The organism is Pseudomonas sp. NFPP12 (genome assembly GCF_900103205.1).
In the GTDB taxonomy this organism is placed as follows: Bacteria; Pseudomonadota; Gammaproteobacteria; order Pseudomonadales; family Pseudomonadaceae; genus Aquipseudomonas; species Aquipseudomonas protegens.
Window position 1 is genome coordinate 393,651 of record NZ_FMWW01000006.1, and the last position, 20,104, is coordinate 413,754.

Annotated in this window: 13 protein-coding genes; 5 read left to right on the forward strand and 8 right to left on the reverse strand. The window is 63.5% G+C overall.

All coding sequences use genetic code 11. The annotated features are described in order from the left end of the window. Nucleotides 1-112 precede the first annotated feature (112 nt). Entirely contained in the window at nt 113-2,005 is a 1,893-nt protein-coding gene (locus BLS75_RS26610) for a methyl-accepting chemotaxis protein (protein WP_026022877.1), read from the forward strand. Between the two features lie 35 nt (nt 2,006-2,040). On the opposite strand, the gene BLS75_RS26615 is transcribed toward BLS75_RS26610, so the two are convergent. The 5 genes from BLS75_RS26615 to BLS75_RS26635 form a co-directional block, all read right to left on the reverse strand. Beyond that, complete coding sequence (locus BLS75_RS26615) at nt 2,041-2,643, reverse strand: DUF924 family protein (protein ID WP_072452096.1); 603 nt, start codon at nt 2,641-2,643, stop codon at nt 2,041-2,043. Nucleotides 2,644-2,646: 3 nt separating this feature from the next. Continuing rightward, nucleotides 2,647-3,657 (reverse strand): class 1 fructose-bisphosphatase, encoded by a 1,011-nt coding sequence (locus tag BLS75_RS26620; protein ID WP_011058768.1) that lies wholly within the window; start codon nt 3,655-3,657, stop codon nt 2,647-2,649. Between the two features lie 186 nt (nt 3,658-3,843). Further along, the gene (locus BLS75_RS26625; protein ID WP_072452097.1) at nt 3,844-5,217 is read right to left on the reverse strand and encodes a DUF3999 domain-containing protein; all 1,374 of its coding nucleotides are present in this window, start codon (nt 5,215-5,217) and stop codon (nt 3,844-3,846) included. Then, entirely contained in the window at nt 5,214-8,846 is a 3,633-nt protein-coding gene (locus tag BLS75_RS26630) for a DUF2339 domain-containing protein (RefSeq protein ID WP_072452098.1), read from the reverse strand. The genes BLS75_RS26625 and BLS75_RS26630 overlap by 4 nt, the downstream gene beginning before the upstream one ends. Nucleotides 8,847-9,051: 205 nt before the next feature. Further along, nucleotides 9,052-11,502 (reverse strand): glycogen/starch/alpha-glucan phosphorylase, encoded by a 2,451-nt coding sequence (locus tag BLS75_RS26635; RefSeq protein ID WP_072452099.1) that lies wholly within the window; start codon nt 11,500-11,502, stop codon nt 9,052-9,054. Nucleotides 11,503-11,771: 269 nt separating this feature from the next. Between BLS75_RS26635 and BLS75_RS26640 the strand changes: the two genes are divergently transcribed. Next, nucleotides 11,772-12,212, forward strand: a complete 441-nt coding sequence (locus BLS75_RS26640) for a YkgJ family cysteine cluster protein (protein WP_026020056.1) — start codon at nt 11,772-11,774, stop codon at nt 12,210-12,212. 269 nt (nt 12,213-12,481) lie between these two features. Here BLS75_RS26640 and typA read toward each other — a convergent pair whose 3' ends face one another. After that, nucleotides 12,482-14,302 (reverse strand): translational GTPase TypA, encoded by a 1,821-nt coding sequence (typA, locus tag BLS75_RS26645; RefSeq protein WP_019093868.1) that lies wholly within the window; start codon nt 14,300-14,302, stop codon nt 12,482-12,484. A 139-nt stretch (nt 14,303-14,441) separates the two neighbouring features. Beyond that, entirely contained in the window at nt 14,442-15,896 is a 1,455-nt protein-coding gene (thiI, locus tag BLS75_RS26650) for a tRNA uracil 4-sulfurtransferase ThiI (protein WP_011058762.1), read from the reverse strand. Between the two features lie 331 nt (nt 15,897-16,227). Here thiI and glnA point away from each other — a divergent pair, with 331 nt between their 5' ends. From glnA to BLS75_RS26670, 3 genes are all read left to right on the forward strand, one after another. After that, the gene (glnA, locus tag BLS75_RS26660) at nt 16,228-17,634 is read left to right on the forward strand and encodes a glutamate--ammonia ligase (RefSeq protein ID WP_011058761.1); all 1,407 of its coding nucleotides are present in this window, start codon (nt 16,228-16,230) and stop codon (nt 17,632-17,634) included. Nucleotides 17,635-17,770: 136 nt separating this feature from the next. After that, nucleotides 17,771-18,325, forward strand: a complete 555-nt coding sequence (locus BLS75_RS26665; RefSeq protein ID WP_072452100.1) for a chorismate mutase — start codon at nt 17,771-17,773, stop codon at nt 18,323-18,325. Nucleotides 18,326-18,393: 68 nt separating this feature from the next. Beyond that, nucleotides 18,394-18,900, forward strand: coding sequence for a DUF4124 domain-containing protein (locus tag BLS75_RS26670; protein WP_072452101.1), 507 nt, complete (start codon nt 18,394-18,396; stop codon nt 18,898-18,900). Nucleotides 18,901-18,903: 3 nt separating this feature from the next. On the opposite strand, the gene BLS75_RS26675 is transcribed toward BLS75_RS26670, so the two are convergent. Further along, a complete protein-coding gene (locus BLS75_RS26675) occupies nt 18,904-20,091 on the reverse strand; it encodes a CaiB/BaiF CoA transferase family protein (RefSeq protein ID WP_072452102.1) in 1,188 nt (395 codons plus the stop codon). Nucleotides 20,092-20,104: the final 13 nt, after the last annotated feature.

Genomic DNA, 20,104 nt, shown 5'->3' on the forward strand with positions numbered 1-20,104 from the left:
CATCTGCCCCTCATTTTCAGTGGTGGCCAGTCGACATAAGATGCAGCGCAAAGCCCTCCACTGTGGCAAATTGACGCCCCTCGTTGACCAGCCCCTCGCGGTAGTTCATTTAATGACCAGAAATATGAAGTTCAGCCACAAGATCCTGCTCGCAGCCGCCCTTGTGGTTGCCGTTGCGTTCGCCTGTTTTATTCTGTTCAACGACTATCGACAGCGAGAGGCCCTGCGCAGCAGCACCGAAGCCTCGATGCAGGAACTGGGCAGCCTGACCACCAGCAACATCCAGACCTGGCTGGAAAGCCGCATCCAGCTCCTGCAATCCCTGGCCCAGCAGATCGCCGTGGACGGCAGCGGCGCCGATAGCCTGAAACGCAGCGTCGGCCTGCCCGCCTACACCGGCAACTTCCAGCTCAGCTACTTCGGGGGCCAGGACGGCGTGATGTTCTCGGTACCGGCCGGCAACCGCGCCGCCGATTACGACCCCCGCGCCCGCGGCTGGTACAAGGCAGCCACCGGCGCCCAGCGGACCATCGTCACCGAACCCTACATCGCCGCCTCGTCGGGCAAGCTGGTGATCACTGTCGCCACCCCGGTACAGCACCAGAACCAGATGATCGGCGTGGCCGGTGCCGACATCGACCTGTCGAGCGTCAGCGCCATCATCAACTCACTGAACTTCGGCGGCCACGGCCATGCCTTCATCGTCAGTGCCGAGGGCAAGATCCTCATCCACCCTGACAGCAAGCTGGTGCTCAAGAACCTGAGCGAGGCCTACCCCAACGCAGCGCCGAACGTCAGCCCAGGGCTGAAAGAAGTGCAGCAGGGCGGCAAGACCCAGTTCATTTCCTTCACCCACGTCAATGGCGTGCCCTCGGCCGACTGGTACGTGGCCCTGGTCCTGGACCAGGACACCGCCTTCGCCATGCTCAGCGAGTTCCGCACCTCGGCCATCATCGCCATGGCCATTGCCGTGGTGATCATCATCAGCCTGCTGGGCATGCTGATCCGCATGCTGATGCAGCCCCTGCACCTGATGGGCCGGGCCATGCACGATATCGCCGAAGGTGAAGGCGACCTGACCAAACGCCTGGTGATCCACGGCCACGACGAATTCGGCACCCTGGGAGTGTCGTTCAACCGTTTCGTCGAACGCATCCACAGCTCGATCCGCGAAGTGTCCTCGGCAACCGGCCAGGTCAACGAAGTGGCCCTGCGGGTCGTGGCTGCCTCCAACTCGTCGATGTTCAACTCCGACCAGCAGGCCTCGCGCACCAGCAGCGTGGCCGCAGCCATCAACCAGCTGGGCGCCGCCGCCCAGGAAATCGCCCAGAACGCAGCCCTGGCCTCGCAGCATTCCAGCGACGCCCGCAGCCTGGCGGAAGACGGCCAGCAGGTAGTGGACAAGACCATCGCCGCGATGCACCAGCTGTCGGCCAAGATCAGCAGCTCCTGCGACAACATCGAAACCCTCAACAGCAGCACGGTGAACATCGGGCAGATTCTGGAAGTGATCACCAGCATCTCCCAGCAGACCAACCTGCTGGCCCTCAACGCCGCCATCGAAGCCGCCCGCGCCGGTGAAGCCGGGCGCGGCTTCGCAGTGGTAGCGGACGAGGTGCGCAACCTCGCCCACCGCACCCAGGATTCGGCGCAGCAAGTGCAGAAGATGATCGAGGAACTGCAGGTAGGCGCCCGTGAAGCGGTGGGCACCATGACCGAAAGCCAGCGCGAGAGCGAGAACAGCGTGGGCATTGCCAACCAGGCCGGCGAGCGCCTGGGCAGCGTGACCCAGCGCATCGGCGAGATCGACGGCATGAACCAGTCGGTGGCCACCGCCACCGAGGAGCAGACCGCCGTGGTGGAGTCGATCAACGTCGACATCACCGAGATCAACACCCTCAACCAGGAAGGCGTGGAAAACCTCCAGGCCACCTTGCGCGCCTGCGCCGACCTGGAGCAGCAGGCCAAGCGCCTGCAGCATCTGGTGGGCAGTTTCCGTATCTGAGTAACAGCTTCGCCGGCTTGCCGGCGAAAGTGCCCTTAAAAACGCGAACCGGGCTCGCGCAGGAAAGCCAGTTCCTCGGCCGTGGATTCGCGGCCCAGGATGGCATTGCGATGGGGGAAGCGCCCAAAGCGGGCAATGACTTTCTGGTGCCGTTCGGCGTAGTCCAGGTTGTCGGCAAACACTGCACGCTCGTCCGCTGGCTGTTCATCGTGCAGGGCGGTAAAGCGTGAAACGCTCTCGTTCTGCACCGCCAGGTTTTCGCAGTGCTCGAACACCAGGTAGATGAAGCAGCGCTGCATGGCCGGCAGGCGCCGGTCAAAATCCGCGGCGATACCCTGGGCCACCAGTGCCTGGGCACACAGGTCGCCGGCAAATGCCTTGGGAGTGTCGCGATAGATCATCCGTGGCAGTTGGTCGAGCAACAGCACCATGGCCAGCCAACCTTGGGGGCTTTGCGCCCATTCGGTCAAACCGCCAGCCAGGGCCTGCTCCACCAGGCCGGCGAAACGCTGACGCGCTTCGAGGTCCTGGCTGTCGCGCTTGCCAAACCACAACCGGCCCTTGGCAGCGACAATCTCCGCCGGCTTTTCGGCTGAACCGAACCACCAATCAAGCAGAGGCTGCCAGGGCGCGCTCATGGCTTATTCCTTGTGGTAGCCGGTCACGCGGGCCACTTCTTCCTTCGAGCCGAGGAACACCGCCACACGCTGGTGCAGGCCTTCAGGCTGAATGTCGAGAATGCGCTTGTGACCATCGGTGGACGCGCCGCCGGCCTGTTCCACCAGGAACGACATCGGGTTGGCTTCGTACATCAGGCGCAACTTGCCCGGTTTTTCCGGCTCGCGGCTGTCACGTGGGTACATGAACAGACCGCCCCGGGTCAGGATACGGTGCACGTCAGCCACCATCGCCGCGACCCAGCGCATGTTGTAGTTCTTTTTCAGCGGGCCGGTGTCGCCCGCCAGCAGTTCTTCCACGTAGCGCTTGACCGGGGCTTCCCAGTGACGCTCGTTGGACATGTTGATGGCGAATTCCTGGGTGGACTCCGGAATCTTGATGTCTTCGTGGGTCAGCACGAAGCTGCCCATTTCGCGGTCCAGGGTGAAGCCTTTGACGCCGTCGCCCAGGGTCAGCACCAGCATGGTCTGCGGGCCGTAGATGGCGTAACCGGCGGCGACCTGCTGGGTGCCCGGCTGCAGGAAGGCCTTTTCATTCAGGGCTTCGTTCTGGCTCAGGTACTCGTTGGGGCAGCGCAGTACCGAGAAAATGGTGCCGACCGGTGCGTTGATATCGATGTTCGAGGAGCCGTCCAGCGGGTCGAATACCAGCAGGTAGGCGCCTTTGGGGTACTTGCCCGGGATCTGGTAGGCATTGTCCATTTCCTCGGACGCCATGCCGGCCAGGTGGCCGCCCCATTCGTTGGCTTCGAGCAGGATCTCGTTGGAGATCACGTCGAGCTTCTTCTGCACTTCGCCCTGCACGTTTTCCGTGCCCATGCTGCCCAGGACACCGCCCAGGGCGCCCTTGGAAACGGCGTGGCTGATCTCCTTGCAAGCACGCGCCACCACTTCGATCAGGAAGCGCAGATCGGCAGGAGTGTTGTTGCTGCGGGTCTGCTCAATCAAATAGCGACTCAGGGTAACGCGGGACATGGAAGGCTCCGGAGGAATGGGGGGCTAAAAACCCGCGCAGTTTAACGCGAGTCGGGGCGCATTTCCTCCTCTCAGACAGGGAACCGCCAGTTAGAGTTCAGGCGCCGGTTCCAGCGTAGTCAAAAACCCCGGGCACGATGGACCTTGGTGGCGAGGGAACAAGCTCCCTCGCCACACCTGCCCGCCTCAGGCCGCGGGCTTGCGCAACATGCTGAAGGCCATGCCGGCCAGGGCCAGCACCCCGAGAAGCAATACGGCCCACAGGCCGATCTTCTTCCAGTCCGGCCCGCCTGCCGCCACGGCAGCGGCAGGAGCGACAGTGGCCGAGGCCAGTTGCGCCGCGCCCTCGACCTTGGCCTGGCCCAACTGCTTGAGGCGTTGCGCACTGTAGTCGGGGATCAGGGTCGCCAGCGGCAGGTTGGCCGCGCTCGCGGTGGGGTTGCCCAGGGCCAGGGTGTAAGGGCCGGCTCCCCGAGCCAGGAACACCAGTTGGGTGCCACGCACGGCGAACTCCAGGCTCGGGGCCTCGGCGCCCAGGCCGCCACCACGCTCATCCACCACCAGCCTGAGTTGCTGCACGGTCTGCCCCGGCAGTTGCAGTTCGTTCTGCTGCACGTCCTGGCCATTCTGGGTCAGGCGGTACAGCAGGCCATTGCCCAGGGGCTGCCACGGCAGGCTGCTTTCTCGGCGCCCATAAAGCGTGGCCGGAGCCAGGCTGTTGGCCTGGGTCAGGGCAATGCGCACCCGTTCCAGGTTCAAACCCATGGGCAGCTGCCAGGTGTACTCGCCGGCCTTGGCACTGCTGCCCTTCAGGGGCTGCGACCACACCAGCGGCGAGGGCAGGCTGCTGGTGGTACTGCTTTGCAATTGCGCCGAAGTCAGCACCGGCGCCGTTTGCGGGGTGTTCCACAAGAGGCGCAGGTAGCGCGCCGTCTGCCCGGGCAACGCCACTTCATGCTGTTCGACCCGCTCGTCGGCGAACGACAGGCGCGCCACCTGGCCTTCGCCCCAGGGCTGCCAGTGTTGCAGGTCGTCGCTGGCTTCGATGCTGAACCGCTGGAAGCCGTCGCGTTCGCTGGTCCAGTCCAGCACCAGTTGCTGCAACGGTGCCTTGATTGCGCTGGCATCCAGCAACCAGCCACGCAGGACCTCCTCGCCGGCCTCCAGTTGAGTCGAGGGCTGAACCTCCACCAGCGTGCCATTGGTGGTGGATTGCACCCGCACGCTGGGGGTGCTGTCGGCGGCATCTGCCGAGCTGTACAACGGGAACCACTTCACATCGCTGAGCGTGTGCTGCTCGGTGGTCTGCGCCTGCTGGCGCGCCAGGGCATAGGCCTGGGGCTCACCGGCAGCGTTGAACACACGGATATCCCGCAGGTCGGTCTGGCTGGCGTGCAGTTGCACCGCCAACGGCAGTTCCAGGCGATACCAGGGCCCCTCGCCGCTCAGGCTCAGGGGTGCCAGGGACTTGAAGTCCCCCGGTTTGTCCTGGGCCACGGCGGACAACGCCACACACAGGCCCACAGCCCCCAACCAGCCCAGGCTCAGCTTCGCACTCACGATGACACTCCTTCATTCAACGGTTTGCCGGGCTCGGCTTGCGCCTCGGCGCGCTTGGGCGGCAATGGGGCGAAATAGCCCACCACCAGCAGCAATACTCCCACCCCGATGAACGAGACGATCCGCGCCAGCCCGCCACGGTTGCTCAACTCCACCAGGAACAGCTTGGCCACCACCACGGCAATCAGCACTGCGCCGATCAGCCAGACTTCACGGCGATGACGCAGGTGGCCGCCGATCATCAGGCTCAGGGCAATCAGGGTCCAGACGATGGACAGCCCGGCCTGGACCATCATCGATTCCAGCAACGCATCCGCCTGGAACGGCACGCCGCTCCAATGGTGGGCCGCCCGCATCACCAGCACGGTGAAGAAGGCGAACAGCGACAGCCCCGCCACCAGTTGCGTGGCACGCTCGGCGTAGTCGGCACGGATCGCCAGTTCCCGCACCGCGCTGCGCGACCAGACATAGACGCCGAACAGCGCGAACAGCAGCCCCAGTTCCAGCGGGTTGAGCAGCGGCAGGTAAGGCAGTGGTTCGGCCCGGCCATCGCTGAAGATATTCGCCAGCCAGAACCAGCCGAGCATCAGCACCGCCAGGGGCAGCGCGGCATACAGGCGGTACTCGCGGGAGTGGGCAGAAACCGGCCACGGCCAGGCGCGCGGCGCGGCCATCGCCACCAGGTACAGGCTCGGCAGGATCGCCCAGCCCAGCCAGCGCCAGGCGTTGTACTGCTCGGACAACAGCAGCAGGCCATAACGCAGCTCCAGCGCCAGCACGCCGATCAGCAACCAGCAGCCCAGCACATGGGCGATGCTCGCCACCCGTGCCGGCAGCTGCGACACCAGGCGCCGCTGGCTGAAGAAGTGCACGGCGAACAACAGGGACCAGGCCAGCCAGCCGAAATCCGCAGCCGGGTGATAGCGCGGAGCCCAGGAAGCCAGCAGTACCAGACCCGCGGCCGGTATCAACAGGCTGCACAACAGGCCCAGGGACGACCATTTCAAACGTACCGCCAGCAGCGCCCAGAGCAACACGCTAGCCGCGCTGATCAGCAACAGCAGGCTGGCCTGCCAATGGGCCGGGGCGAAGCGCAGCACTTCCTTGAGCCAGGTAAAGGCCCACCAGCAGGCGCCCCAGGCCAGCAACAGATCGGACAGATGGCCCAGGCTCAAGGTATCGAAGGCCGAACCATGGTTGCCCCGCTGCAGGCGCCAGGCGCCCACCAGGGCCGCCAGGGCCAGGACCATCGGCGTCCAGAAATCGCCATTGGCCAGAGGCCGCGCAGCGTCCGCCGTCACGAAATACCAACCCGAACCGGCCAGCAGGAAAGTGCTGCCGCCAATCACCTGGAGCACCAGGCCGAAGACAAAGCTGGCCCGCTGCTGCAGATACAGGCTGAGCCAGATGATCAGCAGGCCACTGGCGGCCCAGACGCCGCTGGCCGTGCTCCAGGGCAGGACGAACAGCACCGCCAGGTTGATCATCATCAGGCCGGCCAGCAGTACCAGGGACAAGCCCCGCAGCAGCCGCGGATCACTGCGCACCATGTCATTGCGGGCTGCCATGAGCATGCCGCCGATCAGCGCCAGGCCAATCAGCGAAGCGCTCATCAGCCCGCTCCAGCCGGCGTTGAACACCGCACCGGCATCGCCGTCCGCACCTTGCAGGCGCATCAGGAACAGCGCACCGCCCAACAGCTGCACGGCGAAGGCGGTGAACAGGAACGTCCGCGATTGCAGGCGCAGGCCGACAAACAGCGTCGCCAACCCGGCCACCGCCCAGCTGATGGCGGTGCCCTGGGTGAACAGGAACAACGGCGCCAGCAGGTACAGGAAAGCCAGCCCGGCCACCGCCAGGATCGGCGCAATGCCCTGCTCCCAGCTCGCTACCTGGGTCTTCTGCGCCCGCCGCAACTGATCGAAGCTGAACAGCAGCGCGACGCCCAGCAGCAACGCCCCCAGCGGCGCGCCGTCCAGCAGGCTGGTAGCGCCGGGCTGCAGCTTACTGAGGAAGGCCAGGGCCGACCCCAGTTGCAGCAGCAGGGCGAACACCCGGGCCAGCGGCCGTTGCTGGCGCAGGCCGAGCCAGAAGATTCCCGCCCCTTCCACGGCCCAGGCGGCGCAGGTCCAGCGCGCATCCAGGCCTAGAGGGATCGCCAGGCTGGCGAAGATCACGCCCAGGGCCAGGCAGGTTTCACCCAGCAACAGGGCGCGGCCGCCCATCAGTAGCCGGGCCAGGACCATGTAGGTCAGGCCCAGGGCCAGGGCACTGAAGGAAGCGGCGAACTCCAGGTGCTGGACCAGCGCCAGTTGCAGGCCGAAGCCCACCAGGGGCGGGCCGAAGAGCATGCTGCCGTCGACGTAGTCACCCTTGCGCGCAGACCAGTGCAGCAGCGCCTGGCGGCTGTCATCCGCCGGTGCGTCGGGCATTTCCAGCAGCTTGCGCCGGGTGAACAGCAGGCCGATGGCCAGGTACATGACAAAGAACAGGATCAGGAAGGGCTCGGTGCTCCACAGCAGCTCCGGCGTGTAGGAGCGCAGGCCCCAGGCAAAGCCGATACCGAAGGTGCCGACAAAGCCGATCAGGTTCAGCAGGCGCCAGGCCTTGAACCAGGCAATGGCCAGGATGCCGGCATTGAGCAGGGCGAAGTAACTGAACAGTGCCACATGGCTGCCGGCGCCGGTGGACGTCAGGATCGGTGCGGCAAAGCCGCCCAGGGCTGCAGCGGCCGCCAGACTGAGGGCGTCCTGGGTAATGGCCAGGATCGCCGAAAACACCGTGACCGCCACCAACAGGCCAAGGGCCGCGGAAGGGTCGAGCAACGGATGCAGGCGCATCGCCGCGAACACCGTCAGGTACAGCACGGCGATACCGGTGCCCTGGAGCATCAGGGCGTAGTTGCTGTTGCGCCGCCGCAACCACCAGCCCAGGCCCAGCAGGCCCAGGGAGCAGGCCGCAACCCCGGCGTAGCGCAGCTCCAGCGGCACCACCATGCCTTCGGTGGCGTAGCGCAGAAGGAAAGCCAGGCCTAGGAACAACAGCACCACGCCGACCCGCAGCACAGTGTTGCCGCCAAACAGCCAGTTGCGCGCGCCGCTCAGGGCGCGCTCGATCAGGTTGGGTTCCCGAGGCGCAGCTACGGACTCACGGGCCGGCGCCTGGGGCTGGGGTTGCCACACCGACTCCGGCACCGGCTGGCTGGCCTCCACGGAGGCGGCAGGGCTCGCTGCCGCGGGCAATTCCCAGACCAGCTCGGGGGCAGCCGGCGCCGGCTCCACGGGCTGGACTTCCTCAAGAATGAATTCGGGAAGGTCTGCAAGTTCCGGCGCGGCGCTCATGCCGCTGCCTGCCTCGGCCAGCGGGGCGCTGGCCTGGGGTTCTGAGGCGGGTTCGGCAGCGGGGCCGCCGATGCTTTCCAGCAGGGCAAGGCGCTGGCCCAGGGTAGCGAGGGCCTTCTTTGCCTTCTCCAGCTCACGATGCTGGTCGACAACTTGTCGATGCAAGGCGTCGGAACGAATCGCCAGGCCGATGGCCAAGCCCGAAACCGCGCCAATCAGGGCGTCGCTGAAGGACTCGTCAAGGAGCCAGCCCAGTCCCCCTCCCAGCAGCATGAATATCCATTGCATGTGTCGATATCCCTAAGCAGTCCATTGACGGACGGGTGCAACCGTATGGGTGCCCGCGCCGGTAAACCGGTAAAGGCCCCTCCCCGCTTGGAAGCCGGACACCAGCCAAAAGACACCGCCGGGGAAGCAAAACGCTGCCCAGTATATCGGCAAGGCCCAACAAACGCTGGGCCTTGTGCACACTTCTAGAATTTTCTCAGGGGCCTCATTCCAGGGCCTTCCAGATCTCCGTGGCGTATTCACGGATGGTCCGGTCCGAAGAGAACCAGCCCATGCGCGCAGTGTTGAGCACCGCCGAACGCCACCATTCCTTGGAGTCGTGCCAGCGCTCCTCGACCCGAGCCTGGGCGTTCCAGTAAGCGTCGAAATCGGCGCAGACCAGGAACCGGTCGTAATCGATCAGCGAATCGATCAGCGCGGTATAGCGCGACGGATCGTCCGGGGAGAACACCCCGCCGCGAATCGCCTGCAGCACGTCGTTCAGCCGATGGGAGGCGGCGATATCCGGCACCGCGCTGAACTCGCCATTGCGTTTGCGCGCCTCCACCTGCTGGGCACTGAGGCCGAAGATGAACATGTGCTCCGCGCCGACCTGCTCGCACATCTCCACGTTGGCGCCGTCCAGGGTGCCGATGGTCAACGCGCCATTGAGGCCGAACTTCATGTTGCTGGTGCCCGAGGCCTCGAACCCGGCGGTGGAGATCTGCTCCGACAGGTCGGCGGCAGGAATGATGCTTTCCGCCAGGCTGACGTTGTAGTTGGGCAAGAACACCACTTTGAGCAAGCCGCGCACCGTGGGGTCATTGTTCACCGTACGGGCGATGTCGTTGGTCAGCTTGATGATCAGCTTGGCCTGGTGATAGCTGGCGGCAGCCTTGCCGGCGAAGATCTTCACCCGCGGCACCCAGTCGGTTTCCGGCTCGGCGCGGATCGCCTGGTACAACGCCACGGTGTGCAACAGGTTGAGCAACTGGCGCTTGTATTCGTGGATGCGCTTGACCTGCACATCGAACATTGCCGCCGGGTTGATCGCGATTCCCAGGCGCTCATGGATGATCGCCGCGAGGGCCCGCTTGCTGTGCAGGCGCTGCTCGGCGAACTGTTTGCGAAAGGCCGGTTTCTCGGCAAAGGGTTCGAGCCCCCTGAGCAGTTCCTCGGGGCTGTCCAGCAGTTCGAGGCCCAGGGCCTCCACCAGCATTTCAGTGAGTTGCGGGTTGGCCTGGTACAGCCAGCGGCGGAAGGTGATGCCGTTGGTCTTGTTGTTGATGCGCTCGGGGTACAGCTTGTGCAGCTCGGAGAACACCGTGCTGCGCATCAGCTGGGTGTGCAGCCCGGACACGCCGTTGACGCTGTGGGAGCCGAGAAACGCCAGGTTGCCCATGCGCACCCGGCGGCCGTTGTCTTCCTCGATCAGCGACACCGCCCGCAGCACGTCAAAATCGTGCAGGCCCTTGGCCCGCAGCGAGTCGATGTGCTGGGCGTTGATCAGGTAGATGATCTGCATGTGCCGCGGCAGCATGCGCTCCATCAGGCCCACCGGCCAGGTTTCCAGGGCCTCGGGCAGCAAGGTGTGGTTGGTGTAGGAGAGGGTTTCCACGGTGATCTGCCACGCCGCGTCCCAGGCGATGCCGTGCAGGTCGACCAATTGGCGCATCAGCTCGGCCACGGCGATCGACGGGTGGGTGTCATTGAGCTGGATCGCCGCGTGCTCGCCGAGGCTGAGCACCGAGTCGTGCATGTTCTTGTGGCGGCGCAGCAGGTCCTGCAGCGACGCCGAGACGAAGAAATATTCCTGGCGCAGGCGCAGCTCCTGGCCGGCCTCGGTGCTGTCGGCCGGGTACAGCACCCGGGAAATGCTCTCGGCCCGGGCCACTTCGGCTACCGCGCCCAGGTGATCACCGGCATTGAAGCGCTCCAGGTGCAGGTCTTCCATGGCTCGTGCCCGCCACAGGCGCAAGGTGTTGACGCTGGCCCCGCGCCAGCCCACCACCGGGGTGTCGTAGGCCACAGCGCGCACCGTTTCCGCCGGCCACCAGACCTGCCGGGTGTTGCCCGCCTCGTCGGTCACGGTGTCGACACTGCCGCCAAAGCCGATGGAGTAGATCACCTCGGGGCGCTCGAACTCCCAGGGGTTGCCGAAATCCAGCCAGTGCTCGGTCTGCTCCTGCTGCCAGCCATCGACGATGGCCTGGCGGAACAGGCCGTGTTCGTAGCGGATGCCGTAGCCGTGGCCGGCGATGCCCAGGGTCGACATGCTTTCCATGAAGCACGCCGCCAGGCGCCCCAGGCCACCGTTGCCCAAAGCCGCATCGGGCTCCAGCAGGCGGATGCGCTCCAGGTCCACCCCCAGGTCGGTGAGGGCCTCGCGGGCCACCTCCAGCAGCCCGAGGTTGCTCAGGCTGTCGAACAGCAGGCGGCCGATAAGGAACTCCAGGGACAGGTAGTACACCCGCTTCTGGCCCTTGCGGTAGATCTGCCGCGTGTGATCCATCCAGTGGTCGACCATGTGGTCCCGCGCGGCCAGGGCAATGGCTTCGAACCAGTCGTGGTCGAAGGCGTGATCCGGGTCTTTGCCTACCGCGTAGGTGAGTTTGGTCAAGACGGCTTCGCGAAAAGCGGCCACCTCAGCGTCGCGAACAAGGGGTTCCTGAGTCATCGATACGACCTCTGACGAGATACACAGTGAGCATGGAATTGTCTGAGCCTAGTCGGTCTGACACGAGGCGAAGGCTCTGGTTCGGCGCTATTTCAAATGGCTCGGCTAAACAGGGAGTCTTCTGCGCCAGCGGGAGAAAAGGATGCAGTTGCCGTGCCGCCAGGTATTGTTCGGCGCCACATGAAGAAAAATCCGACCTAAAGTCGTTCAAAAATCCACCAGTCCCGGTATGATCGCGCGCCCTGGAACACCTGCCGGAAATGACCTTGATGAAGTCCAACCTGATCGCCGCCGCGGAAATCGATCGTCTCGATACCTGGGCCAAGTACACCGCCCCCATGTGCGGCTCCTGCATGTCCAGCTGCTGCACACTGCCGGTGGAAGTGAAGATCAAGGACCTGATCCGCATCGGCATCGTCGATGAGTTCGAACGCGGCGAGCCGGCGAAGAACATCGCCAAGCGCCTGCAGAAGGAAGGCATCGTCGAGCGCTACAACCAGAAGTCGGAAATCTTCACCCTGCAGCGCATGAGCAACAACGACTGCCTGTATCTGGATCGTAAAAGCCGCCTGTGCACCATTTATGACAAGCGCCCGGACACCTGCCGCAACCATCCGAAGATCGGCCCGCGCCCGGGTTACTGCGCTTACAAGCCCAAGCCCCAGGTGCGCCCGACCAATACCAGCAGCCGGACCCTGGAACGTTTCTGAGCCCCGGCCTGCGCCTGCAACCCCGTTCCCCATGTAACCCTGCCGCCCTGTAGCCGCAGCCGAGCCTTGGCGAGGCTGCGAACGGCTGCAAAGCCGCCGCAGTACGGGCTACTGCAGAGTTTCAGATACACCGCTTTACGACCGCTACGCGGTCGAGCGCAGCCTCGCAGGCTCGGCAGTGGCGACAGGACCCGAGCTTTTTCACAGATCAAAAAAAACGCCCCCGGCCGCAAGGCCGGGGGCGTTTTCATTCAGCCGGAACTAAAGACTCAGTTCTTGGCTTTCTTGGCAGCGCGAGTACGCTCGCCTTCGTCCAGGATCTTCTTGCGAAGACGGATGGACTTAGGAGTCACTTCACACAGCTCGTCGTCCTGGATGAATTCCAGAGCCTGTTCCAGGGTGAAACGGACCGGCGGAACCAGGGCGATGGTTTCGTCCTTGCCCGAAGCACGCATGTTGTCGAGCTTCTTGCCTTTGGTTGGGTTCACACCCAGGTCGTTGTCACGGCTGTTCAGACCAACGATCTGACCGTTGTAGATTTCCTGGCCGTGCTCGACGAACAGCTTGCCGCGCGCCTGCAGGGTTTCCAGGGAGTAGGTCAGGGCCTTGCCGGTTTCTACCGATACCAGTACGCCGTTCTGACGGCCGGACATGTGGCCGGACTTCATCGGAGCGTAGCGATCGAAGATCGAGGTCAGGATGCCTGCACCGTTGGTCAGGGTCAGGAACTGGTTACGGAAACCGATCAGACCACGGGCTGGAATGTTGTATTCCAGGCGTACACGGCCCTTGCCATCCGGAACCATGTTGCTCAGGTCACCCTTACGCAGGCCCATTTCTTCCATGACCTTGCCCTGGGAATCTTCAGGGATGTCGATGGTGACGTTTTCGAACGGTTCCTGCTTCACGCCGTCAACTTCACGGATGATCACTTCAGGACGGCCAACGCCCATTTCGAAACCTTCGCGACGCATGGTTTCGATCAGTACCGACAGGTGCAGCTCACCACGGCCGGAAACCTTGAACTTGTCGGCCGAGTCGCCTTCTTCGACACGCAGAGCAACGTTGTACAGCAGCTCCTTGTCCAGACGCTCCTTGATGTTACGGGAGGTCACGAACTTGCCTTCTTTACCGCAGAATGGCGAGTCGTTGACCTGGAAGGTCATGGAAACGGTTGGCTCGTCGACGGTCAGCGGCTTCATCGCTTCAACAGCGGTCGGGTCGCACAGGGTGTCGGAGATGAACAGCTCGTCGAAACCGCTGATGCAGACGATGTCGCCGGCAGCGGCTTCTTCAACGTCTACGCGGTGCAGACCGTGGTGGCCCATCAGCTTGAGGATACGACCGTTGCGGCGCTTGCCGTCGACGTCGATGGCCACTACCGGGGTATTGGGCTTGACGCGACCGCGAGCGATACGGCCAACGCCGATCACACCCAGGAAGCTGTTGTAGTCCAGAGCGGAGATCTGCATCTGGAACGGACCGTCACGGTCAACGCTTGGCGCTGGCACGTTGTCGACGATCGACTGGTACAGCGGGGTCATGTCTTCGGCCATTTCGGTGTGGTCCAGACCGGCGATGCCGTTCAGGGCCGAGGCGTAGACGACTTTGAAGTCCAGCTGTTCTTCGGTGGCGCCGAGGTTGTCGAACAGGTCGAAGATCTGGTCCAGAACCCAGTCAGGACGCGCGCCCGGACGGTCGACCTTGTTGATCACCACGATTGGACGCAGGCCGGCTTCGAAAGCCTTCTTGGTCACGAAACGGGTTTGCGGCATAGGGCCGTCTTGAGCGTCGACCAGCAGCAGCACGGAGTCGACCATGGACATTACGCGCTCAACTTCGCCGCCGAAGTCGGCGTGGCCCGGGGTGTCCACGATGTTGATGTGGTAGCCGTTCCAGTTGATGGCGGTGTTTTTCGCCAGGATGGTAATGCCGCGCTCTTTTTCCTGGTCGTTGGAGTCCATCACGCGCTCGTCGTTGAGCTCGTTGCGCTCCAAGGTGCCGGATTGACGCAGGAGTTTGTCTACCAGGGTGGTCTTACCATGGTCAACGTGGGCAATGATGGCGATGTTGCGTAGATTTTCGATCACTTGTGTATCTCGATCAGAGGATTCGGTGTGCTGACAAATGCTGGCAGCGATTAACAATAGATTCAGGCCTGGCCGTTACAGCTGGACGGCGGCGTCGGGGGGCCGGTGACGCAAGCCACAGGCGAACATCCCCGGGCACTTAGCTCGGTCTATAAACGCGCACATTGGCATGTCCCTCACTGAGCAGATGGTGAGCATGCAGGCGACTCATGACGCCTTTGTCGCAATACAGCAGGTACTGGCGCGTAGGGTCCAGTTCCTTGAAGCGGGCGTTCAATGCATAGAACGGCAGCGCTTTTACTTCGATGCCCGCGAGCTCCAGCGGCTGGTCTTCCTCGGCATCCGGATGACGGATGTCGATGACGATCTGACCGGCCAGCGCTTCACTGACTTCTTCAATCTGCACATCCTGGCCCAACTCGTCGATCACTCGATCGATCGGCACCAGTTTGGCCCGCTCGATCGCACGCTCGAGCACCGCCATATCGAATTCTTTCTCTTCATGCTCGACGCGATGGCGCTTGGCATGGGTCTTGGGGTTCACCGAGATGACCCCGCAGTACTCCGGCATGTGCTTGGCGAAGTCGGCGGTGCCGATCTCCACGGCCAGGTCGATGATGTCCTGCTTGTGGCTGGCGATCAGGGGGCGCAGTACCAGTTTCTCGGTCACGCAGTCGATCACCGACAGGTTCGGCAGGGTCTGGCTGGACACCTGGGAAATCGCCTCGCCGGTCACCAGCGCATCGATGTGCAGGCGGTCGGCGATGCTCGACGCGGCACGCAACATCATACGCTTCAAAATGACGCCCATATGACTGTTGTCGACTTTGCCGAGGATTTCCCCGAGCACTTCCTCGAACGGCACGCTGACGAACAGCACGCGCTGGGAGCTGCCGTACTTCTTCCATATATAGTGCGCGACTTCCATCACGCCCAGTTCATGGGCACGCCCGCCCAGGTTGAAGAAGCAGAAATGCCCCATCAGGCCGCGGCGCATGATCTGGTACGCCGCCACCGTGGAATCGAAACCGCCGGACATCAGGACCAGGGTCTGTTCCAGGGCGCCCAGCGGGTAGCCGCCGATGCCGTTGTGCTGGCTGTGGATCACGAACAACCGTTGGTCGCGAATTTCCATCCGCACTTCGATTTCAGGCTCTTTCAGGGAAATTCCGGCGGCGCCGCACTGCCGACGCAGTTGGCTGCCGACGTATTTTTCCACGTCCATGGAGCTGAATTCATGCTTGCCGGCACGCTTGCAGCGCACGGCAAAAACCTTCCCCGGGAGGGCTTCGCCAAAGTGCTGCTTGCACTTGGCGACGATGTCGTCGAAGTCGCCCAGCGGGTACTCGTCGACCTGCAGGAAATGCGCGATGCCGGGCATGCAGCTCAGGCGCTCGGTCATGTCCTTCAGGGCCTTGGGCTCGCTGACGGCGGTTTCCAGCTCGAGGTTGTCCCACACACCATTGACCACCACGGCCGGGTCCAGGTCGCGGAGCACGGCACGGATGTTCTTCGCCAACTGACGGATGAAACGCGTCCGAACCGGGCGGCTCTTGATGGTGATTTCCGGGAAAACTTTAACGATTAGTTTCATGAAAACAGCGCGCGCTGGGCCAGCCGAAAAAGGGGGGCGCGGATTATAGCGGAAATTGCTCAAGGTTTAACCAGTTTATGTGCAGAAGGTTTTCGATGCACCAAAACGGGTCATTTATTGGCAAAGACGCTACATTGCAGTGCGCCGAATGCCGGCATTCAACCCAATACGTCGCAGAAAGCGTGATTTTGGGGCAGAAAACCCATCTCGGGGCACTGGCATGCAATTTGCTCCCTTGTGAGGCAGGTTGCCATGGCAGAGTATTCGCGCCGGCATCACCCACATTCTAAGGGCACTCCAACACCAAGCCCGAAGCCACCCGGAGGACACTATGTCGAAGTCGGTTCAACTCATCAAAGATCATGACGTCAAATGGATTGATCTGCGCTTCACTGACACCAAGGGCACTCAACATCACGTGACCATGCCGGCTCGTGATGCGCTGGATGAAGACTTCTTCGAAGCTGGCAAGATGTTCGACGGCTCCTCCATCGCTGGCTGGAAAGGCATCGAAGCCTCCGACATGATCCTGATGCCGGACGACGAAACCGCCGTACTGGACCCGTTCACCGAAGAACCGACCCTGATCCTGGTGTGCGACATCATCGAGCCTTCGAGCATGCAGGGTTACGATCGTGACCCACGTGCCATCGCCAAGCGCGCCGAAGAGCACCTGAAAGCCACCGGTATCGGCGACACCGTATTCGCCGGCCCAGAGCCAGAGTTCTTCATCTTCGACCAGGTGAAATTCAAGTCCGACATCTCCGGCTCCATGTTCAAGATCTACTCCGAACAAGGTTCGTGGATGTCCGACCAGGACATCGAAGGCGGTAACAAGGGCCACCGTCCAGGCGTCAAGGGCGGCTACTTCCCGGTTCCACCGTTCGACCACGACCACGAAATCCGTACCTCCATGTGCAACGCACTGGAAGAAATGGGCCTGACCGTCGAAGTTCACCACCACGAAGTGGCGACTGCCGGCCAGAACGAAATCGGCGTCAAGTTCAACACCCTGGTGAAGAAGGCCGACGAAACCCAGACCCTGAAGTACGTGGTGCACAACGTGGCTGACGCCTACGGCCGCACTGCCACCTTCATGCCCAAGCCTCTGTACGGCGACAACGGCTCGGGCATGCACGTCCACATGTCGATCTGGAAAGACGGCAAGAACACCTTCGCAGGTGAAGGCTATGCCGGCCTGTCCGATACCGCCCTGTACTTCATCGGCGGCATCATCAAGCACGGTAAGGCCCTGAACGGCTTCACCAACCCGGCGACCAACTCCTACAAGCGTCTGGTGCCAGGCTTCGAAGCCCCGGTCATGCTGGCCTACTCGGCGCGCAACCGTTCCGCTTCGATCCGTATTCCTTACGTGTCGAGCCCTAAGGCCCGCCGTATCGAAGCCCGTTTCCCGGACCCGGCTGCCAACCCGTACCTGGCCTTCGCTGCCCTGCTGATGGCCGGCCTGGACGGTATCCAGAACAAGATCCACCCTGGCGACGCTGCTGACAAAAACCTGTACGACCTGCCGCCTGAAGAGGCCAAAGAGATCCCACAAGTTTGCGGCAGCCTGAAGGAAGCCCTGGAAGAGCTGGACAAAGGTCGTGCGTTCCTGACCAAAGGCGGCGTTTTCAGCGACGACTTCATCGACGCCTACATCGCCCTGAAAAGCGAAGAAGAAATCAAGGTACGTACCTTCGTACACCCACTGGAATACGAGCTGTACTACAGCTGCTGATCCGGTAGCACCGGCGCAAGCCGCGTGATCAAGAGGCCTCCTTCGGGAGGCCTTTTTTATGCCCGCGCATTTGCCCTGCCCGGGGTGGTTGCGTGCATCATGGGCGCCGTCTCCCCATCAGCAGCCGAGCCCGCCCATGACTTCGCGCCTCAACCTGTGCCTCGCCCTGACTTGCAGCCTGTTCGCCACCGCCGCCTGCGCCAGTGACGCCCCGCCCGCCCTCGCCCCGCTGCTGCAGAGCATCGGCGAACGCCTGGCGATTGCCGATCAGGTGGCCCTGAGCAAATGGGACAGCCACAAGGCCGTGGAAGACCGCCCGCGGGAACAACAGGTGATCGCCGGGGCAACCGCCCAGGCCGCAACCTATCACTTGAGCGAAGAAACGGTTGGGCAGTTCTTCGCCGCCCAGATCGAAGCCAACAAGCTGGTGCAATACGCCCGACTCTCGGCCTGGCACTTGCAAGGCCGGGCACCGGACACTCCGCGCCAGGACCTGGCCGGGCAGATCCGCCCCCAACTTGATCAGTTACAAAAACGCCTGCTGCAGCAACTGGCCGACTTCAGCCCGCAGCGCACCGACCGCCAATGCCCGCAATGGCTGGCCCGGGCCAATCAGGCCAGCAGCAGCGACCCACTGCGACGACTGGCGATGGTTCGTGCCACGGCAGAGTTATGTGTGTTCAAAGGTTAACGGCGCCTGCGCCACGCGCAGCAGCACCCTATGCTGGAGCCTTTCAGGCACCCGCCAGGATCAGCGAGATGCACCTCGTCATTGCTTGCCTGCTGTGGATCAGCGCATTGCCAGCCGGCGCGCAGATCTACCAGTACACCGACTCGGCCGGTAATCGCGCCTATAGCGACCAGCCGCCGGGAACCTCGTACCGGCAGATTGAAACGCCCGCGCCGAATCGCCTCCCCAGCCCGGCCACCCCGGTGCCACATACGCCGGCAGCACAACCTGCCAGCACCCTTCTGGCCTACGAACGGCTGCAACTGAGCGGCGTACCGGAGCACGGTGCCTTGCGCGCCAACAACGGCAGTTTCAGCGTGCAGGTGGAGTTGCAGCCCAGCCTGCGGCCCGGCCACCGTCTGCGCCTGCTGCTGGATGGCCAGCCCTATGGCCAGGCCGGCCAGGGGCCCGCGCTGCAACTGGTGAATATCGACCGTGGCCAGCACCGGTTGGCGGTGCAGGTGCTGGCTGGCGACAAGGTCCTGCAACAGAGCCCGGCCATCAGCTTCACTCTGCTGCGGGCCCGCCGCCCCTGAGCCTCAACCGTGCACCACGCCACTGGCCAGCAGGGCGGCGATGGTCGATTCATCCAGGCCCAGCCCCTGCAATACCGCCCGGGTGTCCTGCCCCAGGCTCGGCGGCGCCGTACGGTAGCTGGCCGGCGTGCGTGACAACTTCACCGGCGAACCTATGCCCCGGTAGCCATCGAGTTCCACCAGCAGCCCGCGATGCCGGGTGTGGGGATGAGCCACCACCTGGTCGACGGTGGCGATCGAACCACAAGGCACCCCCTGGCCGATCAGCCGCGGGGCCAGCAACGCGCCGTCGTGCGCCGACAGGTAATGCTCCAGTTGCTGCTTCAAGGCCTCGCGGTTGACCGAGCGCTTGCCGTTGTCGGTAAAGCGCGGGTCCTCCAGCAACGCGCCGGCCCCCAGTTCCTGGCACAGCCGGGCGAACTGGCGGTCGTTGCCCACCGCCAGGAAAATCGGCTCGCCAGCGGTGCGGTAGCTGTCGTAGGGAGCAATGTTGGGATGGGCGTTGCCCGTGCGTCTGGGCGTCTTGCCGGCGGCGAAGTAGTTCGGCAGGTGCGGGTGCAACAGAGACACGCCACAGTCGTACAGGGAGATGTCCAGTGACTGCCCGAGGCCGCTGCGCTGGCGCTCGTTGAGGGCCAGGAGAATCCCCGCCAGGGCATTCAGGCCTGTGACCATATCGACAATCGGCAAGCCGATGCGCAACGGCCCGCCGTCGCCTTCGCCGTTGACGCTCATCAGCCCGGCCATGGCCTGGATCACCGCGTCGTAACCCGGTAGCCCGCCCAGCGGGCCATCGGCGCCAAAGCCGGAAATCCCGCAGTGGATCAACGCCGGAAAACGCTGGCTCAGCACCTCCTGGTAACCGATGCCCCAACGCTGCAGGGTGCCCGGCTTGAAGTTCTCGATCAGCACGTCGGCGCCTTCCAGCAACTGCATCAGCAGTTCCAGGCCTTCGGGGCGCGACAGGTCGACGGCGATCCCCTGCTTGTTACGGTTGATGCCGCGAAAATACGCCGCGTCATCACCTTCGAAAGGCGGCCCCCAGCCCCGGGTCTCATCACCGCTCAAAGGTTCCAGCTTGATCACCTCGGCGCCGTGGTCGGCCAGGGCCTGGGAGCAGTAGGGGCCGCCCAGCACACGGCTGAGATCGATGATTTTCACGCCCGCCAGGGCGCCTTGGGCAAACGTCATGGATGTACTCCGG

Bases quoted from the DNA above. Each gene is read 5' to 3' on its own strand.
- BLS75_RS26610 (WP_026022877.1), top strand. From the start codon at position 113: ATGACCAGAAATATGAAGTTCAGCCACAAGATCCTGCTCGCAGCCGCC.
- BLS75_RS26615 (WP_072452096.1), bottom strand. From the start codon at position 2,643: ATGAGCGCGCCCTGGCAGCCTCTGCTTGATTGGTGGTTCGGTTCAGCC.
- BLS75_RS26620 (WP_011058768.1), bottom strand. From the start codon at position 3,657: ATGTCCCGCGTTACCCTGAGTCGCTATTTGATTGAGCAGACCCGCAGC.
- BLS75_RS26630 (WP_072452098.1), bottom strand. From the start codon at position 8,846: ATGCAATGGATATTCATGCTGCTGGGAGGGGGACTGGGCTGGCTCCTT.
- BLS75_RS26635 (WP_072452099.1), bottom strand. From the start codon at position 11,502: ATGACTCAGGAACCCCTTGTTCGCGACGCTGAGGTGGCCGCTTTTCGC.
- BLS75_RS26640 (WP_026020056.1), top strand. From the start codon at position 11,772: ATGAAGTCCAACCTGATCGCCGCCGCGGAAATCGATCGTCTCGATACC.
- thiI (WP_011058762.1), bottom strand. From the start codon at position 15,896: ATGAAACTAATCGTTAAAGTTTTCCCGGAAATCACCATCAAGAGCCGC.
- glnA (WP_011058761.1), top strand. From the start codon at position 16,228: ATGTCGAAGTCGGTTCAACTCATCAAAGATCATGACGTCAAATGGATT.
- BLS75_RS26665 (WP_072452100.1), top strand. From the start codon at position 17,771: ATGACTTCGCGCCTCAACCTGTGCCTCGCCCTGACTTGCAGCCTGTTC.
- BLS75_RS26670 (WP_072452101.1), top strand. From the start codon at position 18,394: ATGCACCTCGTCATTGCTTGCCTGCTGTGGATCAGCGCATTGCCAGCC.
- BLS75_RS26675 (WP_072452102.1), bottom strand. From the start codon at position 20,091: ATGACGTTTGCCCAAGGCGCCCTGGCGGGCGTGAAAATCATCGATCTC.